This window comes from Paraburkholderia ginsengisoli NBRC 100965 (assembly GCF_000739735.1).
In the GTDB taxonomy this organism is placed as follows: domain Bacteria; phylum Pseudomonadota; class Gammaproteobacteria; order Burkholderiales; family Burkholderiaceae; genus Paraburkholderia; species Paraburkholderia ginsengisoli.
This window is the reverse complement of sequence record NZ_BBJF01000017.1, coordinates 156,647-172,672: the sequence shown is the minus strand read 5'-3', so window position 1 is coordinate 172,672 and position 16,026 is coordinate 156,647. Positions and strand designations below refer to the sequence as shown.

Sequence of the window (16,026 nt, the reverse complement as noted above, 5' to 3'; positions counted from 1 at the left end):
ATCAAGGAGCGCGTCATGTCGAAGGTCACTGTTACCGGCACCTTTTCGCTTGCCGGCCGCCCGGTTCGGCGCATGGGCTACGGGGCGATGCAGCTTGCCGGGCCCGGCGTGTTCGGGCCGCCGAAGGACCGCGCCGCGGCGCTCGCGGTGCTGCGCGAGGCGGTAGCCTCGGGCGTCAATCACATCGATACGAGCGACTTTTACGGGCCGCACGTCACCAACCAGTTGATCCGCGAGGCGCTGCATCCGTATCCGGACGATCTCGTGATCGTCACGAAAGTCGGCGCGACGCGCGGCAGCGACGGCGCATGGCTGCCGGCGCTCGAACCCGCGGATATCGAACGCGGCGTGCACGACAACCTGCGCAATCTCGGCCTCGACGCGCTGGACGTCGTCAACATGCGGTTCATGGGCAGCATTCATGAGCCCGCCGAAGGCTCGGTCGAAAAGCAGGTGACGGCGCTCGCGGAACTTCAGCAGCGCGGACTCGTGCGCCACATCGGCCTGAGCAACGCGACCGCCGCGCAGATCGACGAGGCGCGCGGCATCGCGGAGGTGGTCTGCGTGCAGAATCACTACAACCTCGTGCATCGTGACGACGACGCGTTGCTCGACGACCTCGCGAGCAAGGGTATTGCCTACGTGCCGTTCTTTCCGCTCGGCGGATTCACGCCGATCCAATCGTCGGCGCTGTCGGACATTGCGCGGACGCTCGGCGCGACGCCGATGCAGGTGGCGCTCGCGTGGCTATTACATCGGTCACCTAACATTTTGCTGATTCCGGGGACGTCGTCGACGGTGCATCTGCACGAAAACCTGCAGGCGGCGCAATTGAATTTGACCGCCGACGTGCTCGATGAACTGGACGCGATCGGCAAGGCCCAAGGCTAAGCACGATGGCGCGGGTCGACTGACGTGTGGAAGTGCGGCGGCGCGCGCGTAGTCCGCAACGCGCCCCGATCGCATCACACCGCGCCCGCGATCTGCTCCCGCAACCACTGGTGCGCCGGATCGCGATGCGAGCGCTCGTGCCACAGCATCGCCATCTCGTAGCCCGGCACCTCGACGGGCGGCTCGACCATTCGCACCGCGCCGACGCCGCGCACCAACCGTTCGGGCAGCATGCCGACGAGGTCGGTGCTGGCGAGCACCGACAGCATGAAGAGGAAATGCGGCACCGACAGCGCCACCTTGCGCGTGAGTCCCCTTTGCGCGAGCACCTCGTCGGTGACGCCGACAAAACCGCCGCCCACCGGCGACACGATCACGTGTTCGAGCTTGCAGAATTGCGCGAGCGTGGGCCGGCGCCTGAGTCGCGGATGATTCGTGCGACCCGCCAGAACATAGCGCTCCGCGAATAGCACGCGGCGGCGCAAACCTTCGGGCGAGCCTTCGCTGGTGTGGAACGCGAGATCGATCTCGCCGCGTTCCGCTTGCCTCGCAATGCGCGGCGGCGCCGCTTCGACGAGGGCGAGCCGCGTGCCCGGCGCCGTCGCGCGCAGGCCGGCCAGCGCGGGCAGGATGATGGTCGACTCAGCGTAATCGCTCGCGGCGACCCGCCACGTGTGAGTCGCCATGGCCGGATCGAACGGGCTCGACGGGGCCACCGCGCGTTCGAGCGCGGCGAGCGCGTCGCGCAACGGTTCGCGCAACGCCTCGGCGCGCGCGGTGGGCCGCATGCCGCGCGGCCCGGGCAGCAACAGCGGGTCGCCGAACACGTCGCGCAGTTTGGCGAGATGCACGCTGACCGACGGCTGCGAGAAGTTCAGCCGTTCGGCAGCGCGCGTCACGTTGTGCTCGGAGAGCACCACGTCGAGCGTGACCAGCAGGTTGAGGTCGAGCGTCCTGAGATTAACCATCGCAATACCTGACATATCGGGAATTCATTTCCAATATACCGGAGCGGCGCCTATCGTGATGTCATCCAATGACGAAGAAAGGCATGGTCATGAATGTTCTGATTGTTTATGCGCACCCCGAACCGAAATCGCTGAACGGCTCGCTCAAGGACTTCGCGCTCAAGCGTCTCCAGGACGCGGGACACGCCGTGCAGGTTTCCGACCTGTACGCGATGCAATGGAAGGCGTCGCTCGATGCGAACGACAGCATCGAGCGTCAGGCCAACGAGCGTTTTTTTCCGTCGCGCGAGTCGAAGCATGCGTTCGAGAACGGCTTGCAGAGCGCGGATATCGCCCGTGAGCAGGGGAAGCTCATGTGGGCCGACGCGGTGATTTTGCAGTTCCCGCTCTGGTGGTTCTCGATGCCGGCGATTCTGAAGGGCTGGGTGGAGCGCGTTTATGCGTATGGTCTCGCGTATGGCGTCGGCGAGCATTCGGACGCGCGTTGGGGCGAGCGCTACGGAGAGGGCAAGTTCGCCGGCAAGCGCGCGATGCTGATGGTGACGACCGGCGGCTGGGAGTCGCACTACAGTCCGCGAGGCATCAATGGCCCGATGGACGACGTGTTGTTTCCGATCCAGCACGGCATTCTGTATTACCCCGGCTTCGACGTGTTGCCGCCGTTCGTGGTGTACCGGACGAGCAGGATCGATGAAGAAAATTACGGCGCGGTGCGCGACGCCCTCGGGCAACGGCTCGACGACCTGTGGACGACAAAGCCGATACCGTTCCGGCAGCAGAACGGCGGCGCGTATGCGATTCCGGCGCTGACGTTGCGGGACGATCTCGTGCCGGACCGGGTCGGCTTCGCTGCGCATGTCGAATAGGCGATTGCTGGGGCGTGGCGCTTGAATCCGAGGCCACGCGCAGCGCGCGGATAGACGCGCGACCGTTCGCACGTCTATCCGCCTGACCAGATCGTATGTTTCGCTGAAATTTGGTTGTAAGTCGCCATTGCTAGAGTCATCGACGGAAGTTGGCCGCCGCATGACGGAAGTGTTCTTTGGACACCTACAGGAGAGCGACACACCATGAATTCAGTTCGTGCGTTCTGGCTCATTCTGACGTTGCTCGTCGCGGCGCCCGCGTGGGCGTTCCAGTCGCGCGTCGTCACCATTCCCAGCGCGGCGATGCACGAATCGTTCGACGCGACCGTCGTGCTGCCCGACCAATATGCGCAAGGCAATAGCGCCGAGCGCTTTCCCGTCATCTATCTGCTGCATGGCTCCGGTGGTGACTACACCGACTGGACCGCGAATTCGCACATCGGCAAACTGGCCGACCGCTATCACGTGATTCTCGTGATGCCGGACGGTGGTCACGAAAGCTGGTACATCGACAGTCCGGTCAATCCGCGCAGCCGCTACGAGACCTACGTGGGCACGGAAGTGGTGGCCTACGTCGACGCGCATTTCCGCACGCTCGCGACCAAAGAGGCACGCGCGATTACCGGCCTGAGCATGGGCGGATTCGGCGCGCTGCATATCGCGCTCGACCGGCCGGACGAATTCGGCGCGGCGGGCAGCATCAGCGGCGCGGTGGATCCGCGCGGCAGCGAGGACGAGCCCGGCATCGAGCAGGTGTTCGGCGATCCGGGCCGCGATGCCGGCTTCTGGAACAGCGAGGCGATCGTCGAGAACGCGCGCGGCTTTGGCAACGCGCATATCGCGCTGACGATCGATTGCGGCGTGAACGACTCGCTGGTCGAATCGAACCGCACACTGCACGAACGGCTCGTCGAACTCGGCGTGCCGCATGCCTACACCGAGCGGCCAGGCGGCCACACGTGGAAGTACTGGGCCAACGCGGTGCAGTATCAGGTGCTGTTCTTTGCCGGCGCGTTCAGGCGCGCGCACGTGGCGAGCCACCTGGCAGACAACCCCACCAGCGCCGCGAGCTGAACGCCGCGCGCCAGTTGCCGCGTGTTGAAACCGCGCTCCGCGCCGTTCAGTCGATGCCGTGAAACACCGCGTCGTCCGGGCCGAGATAGGCGGGCGGGCGCCACGCGGCATCGCGCATCGAATGCTGAACCAGTTTTTCGACACCCAGCAGTACCGCGAAAATCGCCATCCGCACCGGAATGCCGTTGTCGGTCTGACGGAAAATCGCGAGCCGCGCATCGTGGTTCAGGTCCACGCTCAGGTCGTTCGCGCCCGGCCGGCTGTCACGCGGCAGCGGGTGCATGATCAGCGTGTCGGCGCCGCACACGCTGTCCACTAGCGCCTGATTGATCTGGAAATCGGGCGTGTAGCCCTCGAACGATTCGTCCGTGAAGCGCTCTTTCTGGATGCGCGTCGCGTACACCACGTCGGCGCCGCGCAAGCCGTTGGGCAGATCGTGCGTCTGCTCGATCACGTGGCCGTTGCGCGAAATCTGCTCGATGATGTAGCCGGGCATTTCGAGCATCGGCGGCGAGATCAGCGTGAATTTGATGCCGCGATACAGCGCCAGCAGCTTCACGAGCGAATGCACGGTGCGCCCGTACTTCAGGTCGCCGACCAAGGCGATGTGCGCGCCGTCGACGATCTTGCCGAGCCGCGAGAACTCGCGCTGGATCGTGTACAGGTCGAGCAGCGCCTGGCTCGGATGCTCGCCGGGGCCGTCGCCGCCGTTGATCACCGGCACGTTGGTGGCGCGCGCGAATTCGGCCACCGAGCCTTGCTCCGGATGGCGGATCACCAGCGCGTCGACGTAGCCGCTCATCACGCGGCTGGTGTCGTAGATCGACTCGCCCTTGGCCATCGACGAAAACGTGAAGCCGGTGGTGTCGCACACCGAGCCGCCCAGCCGGCAGAACGCCGCGCCGAAACTCACGCGGGTGCGCGTGCTGGCCTCGAAGAACAGATTGCCGAGGACCGCGCCTTCGAGCACGCGGGAGATTTTCCGGCGCCGGGCGATCGGCTGCATGATGTCCGCCACCCGGAACAGCGCCTCCACCGAGTCGCGCGAAAACTGATCGACCGACAGCAACTGCGGCCGGCCTTCGAACAGCACCTGGCTCGCGAGCGATTGTGAATCTACGCTCTGCGTATATTTTTCGGCGGGGTCGCCGTTCACGACAATCTCCGACACGAACCGCTCGACGATTTCCGGCATGGCCCGCGATTCCTGCGAGTCGTCCGGCAGCAGCCACGTGTCGAGCGCCCGGCGCGACACGCCGATGCGGCTCGCGAACGTATCGCGCGTCATGTTCATGCGACGCATCGCATCGCGTAGGAAGGCTTGTTGCGGAACGCTCATGGCGGCACCTGTCGGGAAGGGGTGGGCGGTTAATGTACGCGGTGCGTATATTAGTTCGCTGGCGGGAGAAGTCAAGCGCTTTTCGGGACGCGCTTTGCCAGACGGCGTCGCAGCCGGTTACACTGCGGCTCATGCACTCCGGCCCCACGTTCCGACTCCGCCCGTCGACCCTCGCCGATGACGCTTCGTCAAGCGTCGCGGTGGCGCGCGCGGACGAGTCGCGCGTTCGCAGCAGCACGAACGACAGTTCGAGCCACCGCTCGAACCGCCCGAACGTCGGCGCCAAAGCCAAAAAACAGCCGCTCATCTGACCGGAGCACGCTGTTCCGTCGTCAGATGTGCGACGGAATAGCCGGTCAACCGCCCGCCTGCGGCCTGTCCTGAGTTTTCCCTCGTACCGCTGAACGGAATCGATACGGTCGCGTCATCGAGGTAGAAACATGTCTGATTTTTCGGGTATCTGGATTCCGCTCATTACGCCGTTCGCCGACGGCGCGGTCGATCACGCCGCGCTGCGCTCGCTGGTGCGCCGTTATGCCGATGCGGGCGCCGCCGGGCTGGTCGCGCTGGGAACGACCGGCGAGCCCGCTGCGCTCGATGCCGCCGAACAGGATGCGGTGCTGGCGACGATCCTCGACGCTGCTCGCGGCGAACCGGGGGCAACCGGCGCGCGGCCGCTGCCCGTGCTCGTCGGCGTATCGGGCAATCACACCGCGAGCATGCTGGAGCGCATCGAGCAATTGAACGCGCTGCCGATCGCCGGCGTGCTGATCGCCGCGCCGTACTACATCCGGCCCTCGCAAGCAGGCATCATCGGCCACTTCACCGCACTGGCCGATGCCAGCGACAAGCCGGTCGTGCTCTACGACATCCCGTACCGAACCGGCGTGCGACTCGAACTGGACACGCTGCTCACGCTCGCCGCGCATCCGCGAATCCAGGCCGTGAAGGATTGCGCGGGGTCGCTCGATACCACGCTCGCGCTGATCCGCGACGGGCGCTTGCAAGTGCTCGCCGGCGAGGACGTGGCGATCTTCACCACCTTGTGTCTGGGCGGCAGTGGGGCGATCGCGGCGTCCGCGCATCTGCGGCCCGAGCGCTTCGTTGCGCTGTATCGCGCGTTGACCCATGGCCGGCTCGACGACGGGCGGCGTCTTTTTCATGCGCTCGCGCCGCTGATCCAGGCGGCGTTCGCCGAACCGAACCCCGCGCCGGTGAAGGCGCTGCTCGCCGCGCAAGGGCTGATCCGCAACGAACTGCGCATGCCGATGACGCGCGCCAGCGACGCGCTCGTGGCGAGGCTCAAGGCGCTGGATGAGCCCAATGAAATCGCGAAGGATGCCGAAATGTCGGCCTGATCGTGACGTGACGCGGTGCATGCAAAACACGGCCGACGGCCTGTGTTTTGCATGTCTAAGCATCGTCCAGTATTTGAGATGAGGCTTAGCGCAGCCGGGCGATAATCGACGCCCCCTGGTTCCGATCGACGCCGGTCCGTCTCCGGCCGATGCCCTATGCAGTCAGTCCTGTCCCGTTTCTCCACGCGTCGCATGCCGGGCGCGTCGAACGCTCCGATGTTCGTCGACCTGTGCCGCAGCGCGTACCCCCGGCTTCGAGGAGCGGGTCGAGCGCGCGCGAGGAGTCGCTGATGGCTTCCGTGTTTAGCGTCGGCAGCCGGATTTCCAGCGGCTCGGTCAGTTTCGTCACGCGCCGCACCGCGCTGTCGATCGCGCTGGGCGCGGCATGCGGTGCGGCCGTATTGGCGCTCGCCGGGGGCGTTGCGATCGGCAGGCACTGGCCCGCGCACGACGCGGGCGGCGCGCAAACCGCGAACCGCGTCGAGCACGATTACGCGATCGATCAACTGGGCAAGCTGAGCGCGTCGGTCGCGCAGATCGAGCCGCGCATCGCGCGGCTAACAGCGCAGGTCGGCGCGCTGCGCGATTTCGAAGCGCGTCTGAATACGCCACGGCCGGCGCCGCGCGCGGCGGCCGCGCCGGCCATGCCGGCGGCGTCGACTGCCGAGCTGTCCGCCACCGACGGCGCGGGCGGTCCCGCGCTGCCGCCCCGGCATTGCAGCGAGCTCGTGCCGCAAGCGCGCGGCCAGGCCGATACCGAACGCACACGCCGGCAACTCGATTGCCTCGCCGCGACGCTGTCGGCGCTCGAACAGCAAACCGCCGATCACGCGCTCGCCTATGCCGCCTTTCCCGGCCGCATGCCCGCCGACGGCGCGCGCTTCGGCTCGCCGTTCGGCAACCGCACCGATCCGTTCACGCATCGCTTGAGCTTCCACCCGGGCATCGACCTGGTCGCGAGAACCGGCACGCCGATTCTGGCGGCGGCGGGCGGCCGCGTGGTGTTCGCCGGCGAAAAAGGGGGCTATGGCAACGCGGTCGAAATCGATCATGGCAACGGGCTGATGACCCGTTACGGGCACGCGTCGCGGATCGTCGCCCACGTCGGCGATCTGGTGCTGCCGCGCCAGTATCTGGCCGACGTCGGCTCGACCGGCCGGTCCACCGGTCCGCATCTGCATTTCGAAGTGCTGGTCAACGGCGCGCCGGTCAATCCGGTCGACTATCTCGCGCTATTCGCGCCCGCGCCTCATGGCTAACCGATGGCTCGGCCGGCGGATCACCCGCGCCGGGGACGCGCTGAGCCGGCGCGCCTACACGCTGCAGCCCGCGCGGCCGCTGGCCGTGCGCGCACTCATGTGGGCCGGGGCGTGCGTGCTCGGCGCGCTGGTCGGCGCGGCGTCGCTGGCCGCGTGGCATGCACAGCGCGGCGGCGCGGCGGCGGGGCAGTGCGCGTCTGAACCCGTCGACGAAAGCCAGCAGCAGACCGAACTCGCCCGCACGCGGCTCGCGCTGGAGCAGGAGTCGGCCGCGCGCGCCGCCGTGCAGAAGACGGCCGACAGCGCGGCCGCCGATGTCGCCCGGCTCGACGCCGAGGTGCGGTTTCTGCGCGGGCAGAGCAAGGCGCAACCGGCGTCGCGCCGTTGAGCCGAAGCCCAACCATCACGCGACGACTCTTTCATTTTCGAGGATAGATAAACCGTTATGTTCAGCAAGAGAAAACGCGCGGGCATCGAACAGACCAAGCTCGCCACCCTGATCGCCCACGACGTGCGGATCACCGGCGACCTTCAGTTCAGCGAAGGTCTGCGCATGGACGGCCACGTGCAGGGCAACGTCAGCGGCGCGCCCGGCACCCAGACACTGCTGGTGCTGAGCGAGCGCGGCTCGATCGAAGGCAACGTGCACGGTTACGACGTGGTGGTCAACGGCAGGATCGTCGGCGATCTGATCGCCGATCACTTCGTCGAGTTGCAGGCCAACGCGCATGTGACCGGCAACATCTACTACCAGCAACTGAGGATGGATTGCGGCGCGTCTGTCGACGGCAAGCTCACGAGGCGCGAAGCGGCGCAGGCCATGCAGGCCGCGCCGCCGTTGCTGGTCGCGGTGGATGAGTCGTCGCGCGACGAGCGCAAGGAACGCAAGGCCGGCTAGGCGGCCGCGTGGTGCGTCGAACGGTGCTTCGCGTTGTGCGTCAGACGGCGTGCGGCAGCGAGGTGGCGTGCGGCGCGATGTCCTGGTGGCCGCCCAGGTCGCCCCATGTCGTGCGCGCGGTATGCCGCGTGCGGATTGCGCGGCTCGTCGCGAGGTGCACGGATGTGCGGCGATCGAGCGTCGCGAGCATGTCGCGCTCGACAGTCACCAGTTTGAACGCCAGCACGATCAATCCGCTCGCCAGCAGCAGGTCGCCCGCGAACACCACCGCGTAAAGCGCCGAGGTGGTCTGCGGATTGCCGAGCAGCAGCGACAGATTGGTGCGGTCGAGCAGCACGAGACTCAGCGGCACGATCGCGTTGAGCGACGTGATCGTCCCGCCGATCACCACCATCACGCGCGCCGCGCCGAGATGCGGACGGCGCCGGCGGCACACTTCATAGAGCGTGGCGACCCGGACCGGCAGGAAGAACAGCGCGAGCAGCGACGCGCGCAGCGCGACCGGCGCCTTGAGCATCAGCGCGGCGCCGTACAGCACGCAGAACACCACGGTCACGCCGAGCCCGGCGCGCCATGGCGCACTCGCGCCGAACAGTTCGCGCGTGCCGGCCCACAGCAGAATGCGACTTTGCAGCGCGAGCGTCGCGGTGACGAGCAACAGCAGATCGAAGCGCCACGTGCGGTGCAGTGCGAAACACACCGACGACGTCGCGAGCAGAAAGAAGCCGGCTGCCCAGAAGCGCAGCGCGGCGGTCTGCTTGAACATCCGCGACAACGCGGCCGTGATCAGCGCGCAGCATACGAATGTAATCAGGCACAACGAGGTGAACGTCGCTACGTCGAATTGCATGAATTCTCCACCACCGGATGTGTTTGTTCTGGATTGTTCGTCGTCAACGGGGTCGTGCGGTGGGTCGCTACTCGGCTGACCACGGCGCTGCGTGGTTCACAGGACAGGCATGCTCACGCAGCCATCATTCTTCCCCTGAGCAGTTCGCCGAAGTCGTCGGCGCTGACGGGTTTGCCGAGCAGGAAGCCTTGCATCTCGTCGCACATCATCGACCTGAGCTTGTCGAGTTGCGATTCGGTTTCGACGCCTTCGGCCACCACGTCCATTTCCAGCGAGTGCGCGAGCGCGATGATCGCCGAGACGATCGCGCTGCCTTCCGCGCCGTGCTCGTCGAGTCCGTTGGTGAAGAAGCGGTCGATCTTCAACTGCTTCACGCGAAAACGCTGCAGATAGGCGAGGCTCGAATAGCCGGTGCCGAAATCGTCGATCGCGATCTCGAAGCCGCTCGCCTGGAACGCGCGGATCATTTCGATGGTGCGCGGAGCGTCCTGCATCGCCACGGTCTCGGTGATCTCGAACATGATCTGCTCGCACGCGACGCCTTCGGCCTTGACGATATCGAGCATGGTCGCGACGAGATTCGGCTGCAGCAACTGGCGCGGCGACAGGTTGACCGCGATTTTCATCGGCGGCAGACCCTGGTCGATCCAGCCGCGAATTTGGCGGCAGGTCTCGCGCACGACCCAGTAGCCGATCTGCACGATCTGCCCCGAGCGCTCGGCGACCGGAATGAATTCGAGCGGCGTCAATGCGCCGAGCTGCGGGTCATGCAAACGGATCAACGCCTCGGCGCCCGCCAGCGAGTCGCCGCCGCCGTGAAACTTGGGCTGGAAATGCAGCGAGAAATGGCCGGCGACGAGTCCGTCGTGCAGCGCGTTCTGAATCTGCAGCGTGCGCGTGGCCGCCTCGTTCATGCTGCGCTCGAAGAAGCGATAGGTGCTGCGGCCCGCGCGCTTGGCTTCGTACATCGCCGCGTCCGCGTGTTTCAGCAGCGTTTCGACCGAATCGCCGTCGTGCGGATAGAGCGCGATGCCGATGCTCGGCATCACCTGCAGCGGCTGCGAGTCGGTCCACGTGCCGCGGCGCATCCGTTCGAGCACGCCTTCGGCCAGCGCGCCCGCGTCCTCGCGCGAGCCGAGGTGTTCGGCCAGCACGACGAACTCGTCGCCGCCCAGTCGCGCGACGGTGTCGTGCGCGCGCACGCATTGCTGCAGGCGTTGCGCGAACGCGGTCAGCACGGCGTCGCCCGCCGAGTGGCCGAGCGAATCGTTGATGGTCTTGAAGCCGTCCAGATCCATGAAGAGGATCGCGAACGTCGAGCGCTGCCGGCGCGCGCCGCTCAGCGCGCGTTCGATGCGTTCGGTCAGCGTGCTGCGGTTCGGCAGGCCGGTGAGGGTATCGAATCTGGCGAGCCGTACGATCTGTCCGTTCAGCCTCGCGATCGCGCTCGCAAGGAACGTGGCGCGCGCGCCGAAACGCGACAGCATCAGCGTGACGATCAGGATGGCGAACGTCAGCAGGATCACCGAGGTAGCGAGCCACGAGGCGTCCACGCCTTTGGCCGCGCCGCACACGGCGCCGGGCGCAAAGCCGGCGGCGGCCATGCCCGTGTAGTGCATGCCGCTGATCGCGACGCCCATCACCAGCGCCGCACCGAAACGTTTGCGGACGACGTGGCGCTGCGCGTCGTTACTCAGTGCGCGCGCCATATACAGCGCGGCGCTCGACGCGCCGATCGCGATCGCCAGCGATCCCGCGAACCAGCCCGGCTGATAGCGGATGCCCGGCGCCATCTGCAACGCTGCCATGCCGGTGTAGTGCATGCCGGCGATGCCCAGTCCCATCAGCACGCCGCCGGCCAGCAGGCGGCGCGGCGTGAGGCGCGAGCGTGTCGTCGCGAACAGCGCGAGATACGACGCGCCGATCGCCAGCCCGAGCGAACAGGCGGTGGTCGCGGCATCGTAGCCGAGCGGGATCGGCAGCGAAAACGCGAGCATCGCGATGAAGTGCATCGACCAGATGCCGACCCCGAGCGCCGCCGCGCCGCCCAGCCGCCACGCGTGCCGCTGCCGCGCCGACGCCAGCAGGAAGATGCGGCCGGTCAGATCGAGCGCCGTGTACGACGCCAGTGTCGCAACGACGAACGAAATGGCCACGAGCCAAAGGTTATAAGAACTCTGCATGTTAGGTCCAACCGCTGGGAGGGAAGCGGCTGGACATGTTATCGACAGTTCGCGGCTTTTATTTAGCTCATTTCCAGTCGGCCGAGGGGCGCCCGCACCGCTGCCCGGCGATGAGGTTCGATATGCGGCGTGAGACACGCCGGGCTTCACTTTCCGGATGCCGGCAGATCTTCCTCCAGAAAATGCAGAATCGCCTCCGTCAGCGCCTCACGGGGGTAAGCGTTCTGCGTGACGAACAGCGCGCCGATAGTCGCGTGAGAGCGGGCGATCGGCACCGCCAGGGCCCAATGGTCCGCGTTGACGTAGCCGAGCAACGAACTTCCGGGCACGACCTGATCGTAGAAGATCACCTGGCTGTCGTTACGCGTATCGATGCGCGAGAGCTTGTCGTAACTCGACTCGAGTATCGACGATATACGCTGCGGCTCAGGGAACGTCACGAGCGAGTAGTAACGCAGCTCGCCCGGCAGCGGATGCTGCGCGAGCCACGCCTTGCGGGTGGCGGGGCGCAGGCTCTGCACCGCGCCGCCGTCTCCCGAGGTGCAGGTCGCCCCAGGAAAGTGCCGCAGCCAATCGGCCTGATACTGCTCCGCGTCGTTCGCTAGCGGCGAGCCGCCGACGGCACCGGCCGCACTGACGACGGCCGCCACGCGGCTACGGATCTCCGGATAGGCGACGACAGCCTCGAGGATGTCGGGCGCCCCCTTCGAGTAACCGATCAGCACGATTCGCGCGGGTCCGTCCGGCAGCGGCATCGCCATGACGGCATCGCGTATCTGGCGGGCATTGTGGGCGGAACTCGACAAGCCGTCGACGTCGAGCATGAACCCGTCGTAGCCCGCTTGCCGTAACTGGGTCGTGACGGTGCCCGGTGCGTTGAGCCACGGTTTGAAGCAGTCGTATCCGATGCCGGCAACCACCGCCGCCACGAGGTGCCGTGTGGATTGTCCCAGCACGACCGGCGCGCCGGTGCCGGGCGGTTCGGTGCCGACGCGTGTGAGTGCGCTTTCGCAAGGCCGGTAATCGGGGAGCGCCGCGCCGTGCGCTTCGAGTACCGCGCAGTAGATTTCACGGAATCGCGCCCGCTTGTCCTGGACGCCGGCCTGGGATGCGGGAACGAGTATCAGCGGCGGTGTGTCCGTTGCGTAGGGCACGAGCGGCTTCGCGGCGCACGCTGCGAGCGCTACGCAGACGGCCAGGACGGCGAGAGCCGCTCGGCCCTCGCTCCATGCATGCGCCTGCGTGAGCGTTCGCAGCGCAACGCGGCCACGCCGCGCGCAGACCGGGTTATTTGCCGGCATCGCCGCTCTCCTCGTGCGTGGTGGGCTCGCGCTGTTCCAGATACGGGACCCAGTCGAGAATGGTCACGTTCGTGAAACTTAGGGGGCGCGTTGCGAAGAACATCACGGCGCGCAGCCCGTCGGTGTGATAACGCGCGCCGTTCAGCGTCGTGCGCGAGTGTTCCTGGGGTGATGGGCCGACGCCGTACACGAAGCCGAGCTTATCCAGACCGCCCGAATACATCATGTCCTGAATCAGATAATTTCTTGCCTCGTCGACGTCTTCATGGAGCGCGCCGCCGTCCGCGTCGCGGTGTGCGAAGCGGCCGCCGACAGGCCGTCCGACCTGCACCAGATACACCGGCGTGCCGTTGAAGCGCATGGGCGTGAGCCACGCGCGCAATGACGTGGAGGGCGCGCCCGTTTGCGCTTCCTTGCGCAGGACGATGTCGGGCGGGCGACCGAACACCCGTTGCGCGAGGTCGTTTTTCCGCATGTCGCGACGGTAGCTGCGACGCACCAAAGCCGCCCCCATGTCGCTTAGCGTACCGATGGCAACCGCGTTCAACGGATCGGCCGCCGTTGCCGCGTGCTCGTCGGTCGCGCAGCACGGCAGCCGTTCTAGCGCGGCGCGCAATGAAGCCAGGTCGTGATAGTCGGTGACGTCGGCGTCGGGGTACAGGAACGGCGTTAGAACGAGATGCGCGTCGGCGACATCGTCGGGCACGGGCAGGAACAGCGAGAAGGGGATCAGCGTCCTGTTGCCGAGCAGATCGATATTGACGAGTTTGATCTGCCGGTCCGGGTTGGTGAACAGAATCCCCGTGCGGGTTTCGCCGGCGGGAACAGGATTTCTGAAGCCGAGCCTGTTCAGATGACTGTCGATGTCCGCATTCGTCGCGCCGCCCAGCAGCGTGTGCATGGACCACGCGACTTCGAGCGGCGAGAAGTAGTTGGGATCGGTGCCGGAATGCAGCAACCATAAGGTCTGCGAAGTATGGTTCTCCACTTCGATCCACAGCGGCTGGACGTTGTGTCTGTTGAGATCGGCGCCGAAGATGCGCTTGCTGTCATCCGATCCCAACACCGCGACGCTCACGCGCGTGTTCTGCTTCGACTCGCTCACCGCGCGCTCGCGCAGCGGCGCATCGTCGATAGCGGCCGGCGCGGTCCACGTCGTGCAGCCCGCGAGAACGAGCACGAGGACAACGCTGCCCGCCGCCTGCTTCCATATCCGACGCGGCGATCGCGAGTCACTCATCATTTTGCTCCCGCGGGCAGCGTGTTGAGTTTCGCGGCCGCCTCCCACGGCAGGAATTCGATCCCCGAGAGCGAGGTCGGTTGACGGTCGAATACGAGCACCTGGCGATAGCCGTCGGTGAAATACGGATCGGTAGTGAGGTTCTCGCCCGGAGCGCTTTGCGACGCGACGCCCACGCCCTTGACGAAGCCGATCTTCTGAAGGTTCTGCGAATAGGCCATGTCTTCCGTCAGCGCGGTGCGCGCTTCGTCGACGTCAGGGTCGATCTTGTGCGTGGTGAACGTCGGCGAATGAAACGTGAGACGCACGCCGATATCCCGGCTGATCTGGCCGACCCAGACGGGCTTGTCGTGGTAGCGCATCGGGCTTAGCCAGAGTCGCAGGTGATTGCGCTGGTGAATGGTGTCGCGCGCTTTCTGCAAGGCCAGGTCCTGGGCGCGGCCGAACAGGTAGAGATCGCTGACAGGCGCATTGACGTAGCGGTCGCCGGAGAGCGCGGACGTGACCGTCTTCATGATCGCGCCGGACCATTTCTGTTCGGTTGGACTCCAGCCGCGACGGACCAACGCAGGAAACGCATCGTCCAGCCCGCCCACGATGACGAGATTGATAGGATCGCCGTTCTTCGAACCGCTTTGGTTAGTTGTGCAACAGGGGAGCGCTTCGAGTGCGGCGCGAAAAGCGTCGTCGTCCGTGTAGTTGACGATTTTGTCCGGCGGATAGATATCGCGCCGAAACACCTCGCTGACGTGGTAGTCGGCGTAGAAGCCGGGCACGACTATCAGGAACGAAAAGGTGCGCGCCTGTTCGCTTGCCACCAGGTCCAGTTGCACGAGCTTCGCGCCCTCGCTGAGGTTGGTCAGCACATAGCCCGATACGGTTTGCCCCGGCCGGACCGGGTTGCGAAAGGCGAGCGCGCGAAAGCGCTGCTCGAGTTCGGCGCCGCCGCCACGCAGGGTGCTGTCGCCGAATGCCTCGGCGGCCTCGGAAGCGGGAAAGAAATCTGGATCGAGACCCGGCGACATCAGGAAGTAGCTGGCGGTGTCGTCGTCCTGCACTTCGACCCATACGGGCTGAATGCCTTTTTCGGCGAGCGGCACGCCATACACGGCGGCGCTTTCCCGCGCGGAAAGGACTGCCGCGGAAACGCGGACGCCGCCTTCGAAACGACTCACGGCGCGGCTCTTATAGCCGCTTTCATCCGCGCTTTGCAGCGTGGCGGCCGTGCAACCGCACAATGCGAAGGCGATGACCCATGCAGCCAGCCGTCGATTCACGATGCAGTCCATCGCGTAACCTTTTGCCCCGAGCCAGGACGGCATTCCTGTCGATGGGGCCGATATCAAGCGAGCTTGACGGCAAATGCAGGCCGTTCCCTGTCGTACCTTCCACGCCATGCGAGTGGAATTATAGTGTGCGGCTTCGAGCGTGCCATCGTCAAAAATCGACAAGATCGAGGCCTCGCACAGTGTCGAACGGCCGACGTTTGCCGCGTAGGACCAAAGGCCGATTTTCACATCGGCCGATAACCGTCATTGTGATGAGATCGGCAGGCCGAGCATCCGGTTGGAGACGGGCTCAGCGGCGCACGTTGCTTTCATCGACGGCATGCTCGAACAGCGACAGCCGTCCACCTTGCCGCGGGTCTCGCTCCGTGCGGCTCGTTCAGGTTCGATCACCGCCAGTCGTTACCGAAAAGTGCTTTAAGCAACGCATGTCATGAAAGGTTCGAGTGATGCGAATCGTTCGAGGCCGGAGCACATGCTCCCCGGACGTAGCATCCACCGATAGAAACGAGG

The 16,026-nt window shown here is 65.9% G+C and carries 14 protein-coding genes; 7 read left to right on the top strand and 7 right to left on the bottom strand.

Translation table 11 applies throughout. The features are described 5' to 3' along the window. The first annotated feature begins 15 nt into the window (after positions 1-15). On the top strand, positions 16-891 hold the full coding sequence (locus tag BGI01S_RS22495; RefSeq protein WP_042328241.1) for an aldo/keto reductase family oxidoreductase: 876 nt from the start codon (positions 16-18) through the stop codon (positions 889-891). 74 nt (positions 892-965) lie between these two features. On the opposite strand, the gene BGI01S_RS22490 is transcribed toward BGI01S_RS22495, so the two are convergent. Beyond that, on the bottom strand, positions 966-1,874 hold the full coding sequence (locus BGI01S_RS22490; RefSeq protein ID WP_042328239.1) for a LysR family transcriptional regulator: 909 nt from the start codon (positions 1,872-1,874) through the stop codon (positions 966-968). A gap of 74 nt (positions 1,875-1,948) precedes the next feature. On the opposite strand from BGI01S_RS22490, the gene BGI01S_RS22485 reads away from it, so the two are divergent. Continuing rightward, entirely contained in the window at positions 1,949-2,725 is a 777-nt protein-coding gene (locus BGI01S_RS22485; protein ID WP_042328312.1) for an NAD(P)H-dependent oxidoreductase, read from the top strand. 204 nt (positions 2,726-2,929) lie between these two features. Then, entirely contained in the window at positions 2,930-3,799 is an 870-nt protein-coding gene (locus BGI01S_RS22480) for an alpha/beta hydrolase (protein WP_042328238.1), read from the top strand. A 46-nt stretch (positions 3,800-3,845) separates the two neighbouring features. On the opposite strand, the gene BGI01S_RS22475 is transcribed toward BGI01S_RS22480, so the two are convergent. Next, the gene (locus BGI01S_RS22475; RefSeq protein WP_042328237.1) at positions 3,846-5,138 is read right to left on the bottom strand and encodes an aspartate carbamoyltransferase; all 1,293 of its coding nucleotides are present in this window, start codon (positions 5,136-5,138) and stop codon (positions 3,846-3,848) included. Between the two features lie 440 nt (positions 5,139-5,578). Here BGI01S_RS22475 and dapA point away from each other — a divergent pair, with 440 nt between their 5' ends. From dapA to BGI01S_RS22450, 4 genes are all read left to right on the top strand, one after another. Further along, positions 5,579-6,496: a 4-hydroxy-tetrahydrodipicolinate synthase gene (gene dapA / locus BGI01S_RS22465; RefSeq protein WP_042328234.1), complete on the top strand. Its 918-nt coding sequence runs from the start codon at positions 5,579-5,581 to the stop codon at positions 6,494-6,496. Positions 6,497-6,786: 290 nt separating this feature from the next. Continuing rightward, the gene (locus BGI01S_RS22460; RefSeq protein ID WP_042328233.1) at positions 6,787-7,755 is read left to right on the top strand and encodes a M23 family metallopeptidase; all 969 of its coding nucleotides are present in this window, start codon (positions 6,787-6,789) and stop codon (positions 7,753-7,755) included. Next, a complete protein-coding gene (locus tag BGI01S_RS22455; RefSeq protein WP_042328232.1) occupies positions 7,748-8,143 on the top strand; it encodes a hypothetical protein in 396 nt (131 codons plus the stop codon). Before BGI01S_RS22460 ends, BGI01S_RS22455 begins: the two co-directional genes overlap by 8 nt. 57 nt (positions 8,144-8,200) lie before the next feature. Further along, positions 8,201-8,653, top strand: a complete 453-nt coding sequence (locus BGI01S_RS22450; protein ID WP_042328231.1) for a bactofilin family protein — start codon at positions 8,201-8,203, stop codon at positions 8,651-8,653. Positions 8,654-8,693: 40 nt separating this feature from the next. Here BGI01S_RS22450 and BGI01S_RS22445 read toward each other — a convergent pair whose 3' ends face one another. The 5 genes from BGI01S_RS22445 to BGI01S_RS22425 form a co-directional block, all read right to left on the bottom strand. Continuing rightward, positions 8,694-9,503, bottom strand: coding sequence for a hypothetical protein (locus BGI01S_RS22445; protein ID WP_232624445.1), 810 nt, complete (start codon positions 9,501-9,503; stop codon positions 8,694-8,696). Positions 9,504-9,616: 113 nt separating this feature from the next. Then, positions 9,617-11,686 (bottom strand): putative bifunctional diguanylate cyclase/phosphodiesterase, encoded by a 2,070-nt coding sequence (locus BGI01S_RS22440; RefSeq protein ID WP_042328230.1) that lies wholly within the window; start codon positions 11,684-11,686, stop codon positions 9,617-9,619. A 146-nt stretch (positions 11,687-11,832) separates the two neighbouring features. Further along, positions 11,833-12,840 carry a lipase family protein gene (locus BGI01S_RS22435; protein WP_232624446.1) on the bottom strand — a complete coding sequence of 336 codons (1,008 nt, stop codon included), beginning with the start codon at positions 12,838-12,840 and terminating at the stop codon, positions 11,833-11,835. 133 nt (positions 12,841-12,973) lie between these two features. Then, a complete protein-coding gene (locus BGI01S_RS22430) occupies positions 12,974-14,227 on the bottom strand; it encodes an LssY C-terminal domain-containing protein (RefSeq protein ID WP_042328229.1) in 1,254 nt (417 codons plus the stop codon). Beyond that, positions 14,227-15,516: an LssY C-terminal domain-containing protein gene (locus BGI01S_RS22425; protein WP_042328228.1), complete on the bottom strand. Its 1,290-nt coding sequence runs from the start codon at positions 15,514-15,516 to the stop codon at positions 14,227-14,229. The genes BGI01S_RS22430 and BGI01S_RS22425 overlap by 1 nt, the downstream gene beginning before the upstream one ends. Positions 15,517-16,026 lie beyond the last annotated feature (510 nt).

Coding starts and splice junctions, on each gene's coding strand:
- BGI01S_RS22495 (WP_042328241.1), top strand. CDS start 16: ATGTCGAAGGTCACTGTTACCGGCACCTTTTCGCTTGCCGGCCGCCCG.
- BGI01S_RS22490 (WP_042328239.1), bottom strand. CDS start 1,874: ATGTCAGGTATTGCGATGGTTAATCTCAGGACGCTCGACCTCAACCTG.
- BGI01S_RS22485 (WP_042328312.1), top strand. CDS start 1,949: ATGAATGTTCTGATTGTTTATGCGCACCCCGAACCGAAATCGCTGAAC.
- BGI01S_RS22480 (WP_042328238.1), top strand. CDS start 2,930: ATGAATTCAGTTCGTGCGTTCTGGCTCATTCTGACGTTGCTCGTCGCG.
- BGI01S_RS22475 (WP_042328237.1), bottom strand. CDS start 5,138: ATGAGCGTTCCGCAACAAGCCTTCCTACGCGATGCGATGCGTCGCATG.
- dapA (WP_042328234.1), top strand. CDS start 5,579: ATGTCTGATTTTTCGGGTATCTGGATTCCGCTCATTACGCCGTTCGCC.
- BGI01S_RS22460 (WP_042328233.1), top strand. CDS start 6,787: ATGGCTTCCGTGTTTAGCGTCGGCAGCCGGATTTCCAGCGGCTCGGTC.
- BGI01S_RS22455 (WP_042328232.1), top strand. CDS start 7,748: ATGGCTAACCGATGGCTCGGCCGGCGGATCACCCGCGCCGGGGACGCG.
- BGI01S_RS22450 (WP_042328231.1), top strand. CDS start 8,201: ATGTTCAGCAAGAGAAAACGCGCGGGCATCGAACAGACCAAGCTCGCC.
- BGI01S_RS22445 (WP_232624445.1), bottom strand. CDS start 9,503: ATGCAATTCGACGTAGCGACGTTCACCTCGTTGTGCCTGATTACATTC.
- BGI01S_RS22440 (WP_042328230.1), bottom strand. CDS start 11,686: ATGCAGAGTTCTTATAACCTTTGGCTCGTGGCCATTTCGTTCGTCGTT.
- BGI01S_RS22430 (WP_042328229.1), bottom strand. CDS start 14,227: ATGAGTGACTCGCGATCGCCGCGTCGGATATGGAAGCAGGCGGCGGGC.
- BGI01S_RS22425 (WP_042328228.1), bottom strand. CDS start 15,516: ATGGACTGCATCGTGAATCGACGGCTGGCTGCATGGGTCATCGCCTTC.